Consider the following 5,188-nt stretch of genomic DNA (forward strand, 5'->3'; position numbering starts at 1 on the left):
AGAACGGCGTGGTAACCGTTCTCCTTTTTTATAGTCGGGTGTCCTTTCAGTCACTTCGTGACTTTTGGGACACCCTCCTCAAATTAATGGTACTGGTGGGGAATTGTGTAAATTGTAACCTGGAAGGACACACTTTCGCAATGGTTTTGCTGGGATAAAGGGGAAAGACCTGCCGATAGTGGCCCAATAGTTTGCTTTTTTCATCTCGTCCTCGATTTCGGCTTCATCCATCGGTTTTTTGTCCGCAATGGCTTCCGCGATCAGATCCTCCACATCTTGGGGAACGGAGGGGCGATATACTCCAACGCTGATATTCAGAAACCCATAAGAATACCCGTCTTCGCTATCGTCAATCTCTCCCTGATTTTCTTTGCTGAGTACATTGTACAAGGTATCTGCTGGGGTCCGGAAGGCAGAGACGCCATAGATGACCGGCTGCAGCTTCCCGTCAAATCCTCCTAAAAACTCAATGAATTCTATGCTTCCGTCATCGTCAAAATCAAATCGCAATTCGTTGTTAAAATAGAACAGGGAATGATTCCGTGTACTATAAGGTTCTCCAAACAGGTTTTTCACATCTTTTTGCGAAGAGGCCAACGCAATTTTTGCATCACTAAATTCCATACCCACTAAGGGGATGAGCTTTATTTTTTCCATAATTTCCACCTCGCCTAAATGCTCGAATATTTTTGATCATTTATCTTTTGCTTAGCAGTTGCTGTTCACAGTATAATTCTGTTTTTAGAACTGTGCAATAAAAAAGATATGCAGCTTTTTTGTCTCTGCATACCTTTGAAAGCGGATGTATGGCGGTTGTATTCACAGAATTGAAAATGAAAAGGCAACCGGTTTTCTGATTTTAGAAAAAAGAAAATCCCTCGTAAAAACGAGGGATAGATCGGAGTGACAGGATTTGAACCTGCGACCTCTACGCCCACGGTTTGTCCTCAGAGTCCTTGATTTTACTGAGTTTTTACCGGGGCGATCTCAAGAGGTAACACATCAGGTAACACTTACATTGCACAGGTTTCTACGTTGATTTCCTCAAGAATCTTTGCTTTTTCTGCAATTCCTGTCACATCAAAGGTATAATACTGCTCATTTACCATTCGGCTATGTCCAAGGATGGAAGCGGCAACGGTAGAAGAAACTCCTCTGCACCGCATATTTGAATTTAGTGTCTTTCGGAAGGCATGTATGCCCTTTTGATCAATTCCAACTTGTCTGCATTTTGTTTTGATACAAGATGAAATCGTTTTAGCATGTATCCGACCGTTTTCATTGGCAAAAACCCATTCACACAAATAGCCATATTCTTTTTCAATCATGTAGATTTTATGCAACAACTTTTTGATTTCCGCAGTCATAGGGAAGAAACGTACCTTTTTATTTTTTGTGCTGTCAATATAAAATATATCTTTTCTTCGGTTTGATTTCTCAGACTTATCAACTACGATATAATTCTCTTTAATAGCATCCCATCTCAATGCCACAATCTCGCCGACGCGCATACCCGTCAAGCTGGCAAACTCTACTGCATAGGTCGGAATGTAATTTGGCTTTGCTGCATGATCATCTGCGAATTGTTTTTGGAGCAGTTTCATATCATCTTTCGCAATAATCTTTTTCTCTGCCGGTTTATATTTCTCAGCGCAATAGGAATAGAAATCTTTTGCCTTGATAAACTCAACAGGATTATTTTCTATCCCCAGTTCTTTTCGCCCGTAAAAAACAGTATTTGTAATATATCCAAAAAGTTTTCTGCTGGTTTCTTTCTGAAGATTCAAACGTTTGATGGTCTGGACCATAAAAATCTTAATATCATCACTGCTGATATGCTTTATATCTTTTTGTGCGAAATCAGTATCTTTGAAAAAGCGATTGTAATCAGTTTCGTACTTTGCTACCGTATTATCACTGACTAACTGATCCTGAACTGTCCGCCACATAAGATATACATCCTGAAAGGTGTGTTTCCGCAACGATGGGATTTGACTTTTCCAGTAAGCTACGACCACATCCTCGATCTCTTTTCTGGTATTGCGCTTTTTTAACGCTTTTTTCCGTTCCTTTTCTTCATCAGGAAGATACGTTCTCCATTTACCGTCTTTTCCCTGCCATATACTGTAGGGATGATTTTCTATCAATTCCTTTCTTTTATTCATTTCTATCTGTTCTTGCACGTATGCTAAGTCAATCATACCGTTTTCAAGCGCATACTGCAATACATCATTTGCCGTTTTTCTTTCTATTGTTCAATCACTTCCTCCTTCCACATATTCCTTTCAAACGAGGAGAGGAATCCTCTGTGCCGTCAGGCACTTTTAAGGCACCTGTCAGGCAGTTTAAAAGTTGCAGTTTTCCTTTATTTTTCAAGCTTTCAGGCAGTTCAGGCGGTTTATTTTTATTCTTTGGGAAAATAAATTTCAGATAAAATAGATCAGACTCATTTTTACCCGCCTGAACCGCCTAAAAAAATCTGTACTGTTTTGTATTGATGAGTACATGGATTCCCCGGAATCCTCTTACGGTTTTCCCGTTTTCGCTGGGAAGGTTCTTATCATATGTGAGTCCCAGACTCCGGGCATTCTCATTCAGATATTTTTTAAATGTATTCTCAGCCCTTGGCTTTTCCAGATTGTCATCGCACCATTTCCGATAAGCAATATACAGTTGTCTGGAACTGGCATAGGTCTCTTTTTCCCTACGGACATAGCCTGATGAATTCAGAAAAGAGATAATATTATTCTCATTTTCCATCAAGTCTGCCAGATTCTGTTTTGCCTGATCGCTGATGCTGAACTCAAAACCGTTCTTTACGAGCCTCTGCAAACCTTCCAGACACCATAAAACGATCCCTTCTGCCTCCCGGATCAGTTTATCGCCCAGATAGCGGTCGTCTTTCCGGTCGGCTGTCCTGTCCTTCGTCATCAGCAGGATTTGTCTCCGGTAGAAGCCATAGGACTGGTCATGCAGGGATTTCAGGGAACCATTTCCGAAACAGATAATTCTCACGTACAGATACCCCTGCACACTCTGTTCCCCTTTCCGTTCCAGATCGATCTTATCCTCCATAGTGACAATACTCTTGATATTATTGGTAGATGGCAGGGCCTCTGTCCTCATATCATCATCCATGAACAAAAGTTTTCCCTCCTGATCTGCACGATTGAACCGGTCATTCTCCAGTTTCTGGATGCTCCCCGTATTCATGTTGTCACCCAGAATGGCTCTGAGAACCCGTCCGATCCGGCTCTTGCCTTCCCCGCCTTTTCCGATCATAAGGAGCATTTTCTGCCCTCGGTTGCTGGGGATCATAGCATATCCCATGAATTCCTGCAGAACCGGGATATCCTCTTTATCCAGCAGATCATCCAGAAATGCCAGCCATCGTTCCGGTACCGGGGCATTTGGATTATAACGAACCGGAAGCCGGTTCATCGACCATTCTTTGATTTCCGTAAAAGAGCCGTCCAGATGATAGGTTCCGTTGCGGAAATGAACCCGGTCTTCTCTGACCGGAGGCGCTTCACACTGGCATATGAGTTTTAAGGTATTCAAAATCCGATCTACCATCTTTGCCACATTAGATTTCTGGTATGGACTAATCTCTTCTAAGATTTCTTTCCGTACAGTGTCATCCTCAATCTCACCATCCAGATCATAGAACTTGCCGTGAATACATTTCCGTTCCTTCTTCCGCAGCATATATTCACAGAGAGCGATCTCATCGATCTTTTTCCCGTCAAACCAGTCCGCGTATTCAGGAGAATCGGCAGGAATTCCGCTAAGAAGCGTTTTCAGAGCTTCCAACTGTTCCGGCTTCAGACTCTTGAAGTCTTCCTGCATATCCAGCGATCTCCTTTCCGGCAGACAGGAGCAGTTCCACCCGTTCTTCCATCGGTGAATGTAAAAGCACATCCATCAGATACTCCACTCTAGGCAGTCTGTCCAAGGCTTCACAGAATCGGCAACTCCATTCTTCATCGGGTGTCTTTGGAGCAAAGCGCTCTTTCCAGAAGGACAGCTGTTCCCGATACTGACTCAACACAGAAAAGCAATTCCGTTCCAGTTCTGCATAATTCTGTTCCAACGATGCTGCTTTCACCGGATTTTTACGTTTGCCTCTGTCCGGCGGACGTCCTTCTTCATAACGGATTCCGAAATCCTTCGCTAATTTCCCGGCTGCTTCTCTTGCTGACAGACCAAAGTATCTTGCTGCAAAATCGATCACATCCCCGTCTGCCTGGCATCCGAAACAATGAAATCTTTGATCCAGCTTCATGCTGGGATGTCTGTCTCTGTGGAATGGACAGCATGCCATCCCTTTTTTCGTTACCCTAATCCCGTAATATTCAGCCGCTTGTCTGGCTGAAACGGTATCTTTTACTGCTTCATACATATTCAATTCGTATCCCTTCCTTTCTCGTATCCACAGTCTCTGAAAGGAAAAAATAAATTTCCCCTTCACTTAACCCAACAGGCAGTGGAGGGGTTTTACAAGGTGGAATCATTTTTTTAATTTCGTATATATACAACATATGCATCAAAAACCAATCCTTATCTTTGTAACCTATATATTTTCCCCTTCACTCAATTAGGAAGGAGTGATTGAATTTTACAAGAAAATCAAGAAATTGTTCGGCATATAAAAATACAGCCATCAGACTTACTCATCCAATAGCTGTATTCATTCTGTAATATATAATCCTATTTATACACTATTCTTTCTGCTCACGTTTTTACTAATCCCAATTCCAACGAATTGATTTTATATTTACAGTGAAGTACGAAAGCAAATATTCTTCTAGTTCTTTTGATAATTTATACAGTTGATCATAAAATAAATCATAGGTTATGCCATCATAGCAGCTTTCAACAAGTCCATAAAACGGCTGATTTGGAGCATACCACTTTTTTAAAATTACAGGGGTGCCATTCCGGTCAATCAAGTCATAATGCATCATACAATTTCTAAAATTCGAGGAAAACAGCATCGAATCTTCTTGGACATGTTTGATAAACATTTTATCTTTTATTCCATCAGGGTTATTTTGTTCTAAATGATTTATTATCTTATTAATTGCAAGCCAAGTATTATGAACCGTACAATATAATATTCGCATAGACCATTCATCTTTATTCCGAAACATAGGAATGAATATATTACTGTCTCTTATACACATCT

5 protein-coding genes are annotated in these 5,188 nt (G+C 41.2%); all 5 read right to left on the bottom strand.

The window, feature by feature from the left end:
- Positions 1-78 precede the first annotated feature (78 nt).
- Positions 79-657: a hypothetical protein gene (locus H7U36_RS14805; RefSeq protein WP_197052611.1), complete on the bottom strand. Its 579-nt coding sequence runs from the start codon at positions 655-657 to the stop codon at positions 79-81.
- 356 nt (positions 658-1,013) lie between these two features.
- Positions 1,014-2,201 (bottom strand): tyrosine-type recombinase/integrase, encoded by a 1,188-nt coding sequence (locus tag H7U36_RS14810; protein ID WP_147581176.1) that lies wholly within the window; start codon positions 2,199-2,201, stop codon positions 1,014-1,016.
- 268 nt (positions 2,202-2,469) lie between these two features.
- Positions 2,470-3,849: a DNA primase family protein gene (locus H7U36_RS14815; RefSeq protein WP_081958015.1), complete on the bottom strand. Its 1,380-nt coding sequence runs from the start codon at positions 3,847-3,849 to the stop codon at positions 2,470-2,472.
- On the bottom strand, positions 3,788-4,402 hold the full coding sequence (locus tag H7U36_RS14820; protein WP_081958016.1) for a CHC2 zinc finger domain-containing protein: 615 nt from the start codon (positions 4,400-4,402) through the stop codon (positions 3,788-3,790). The genes H7U36_RS14815 and H7U36_RS14820 overlap by 62 nt, the downstream gene beginning before the upstream one ends.
- Positions 4,403-4,745: 343 nt before the next feature.
- Positions 4,746-5,188: hypothetical protein (locus H7U36_RS14825; protein WP_205156417.1), on the bottom strand; the 443-nt coding region annotated here is incomplete at its 5' end.

The sequence above is a fragment of the Faecalicatena fissicatena genome, assembly GCF_016900595.1.
Taxonomy (GTDB): Bacteria; Bacillota; Clostridia; order Lachnospirales; family Lachnospiraceae; genus Claveliimonas; species Claveliimonas intestinigallinarum.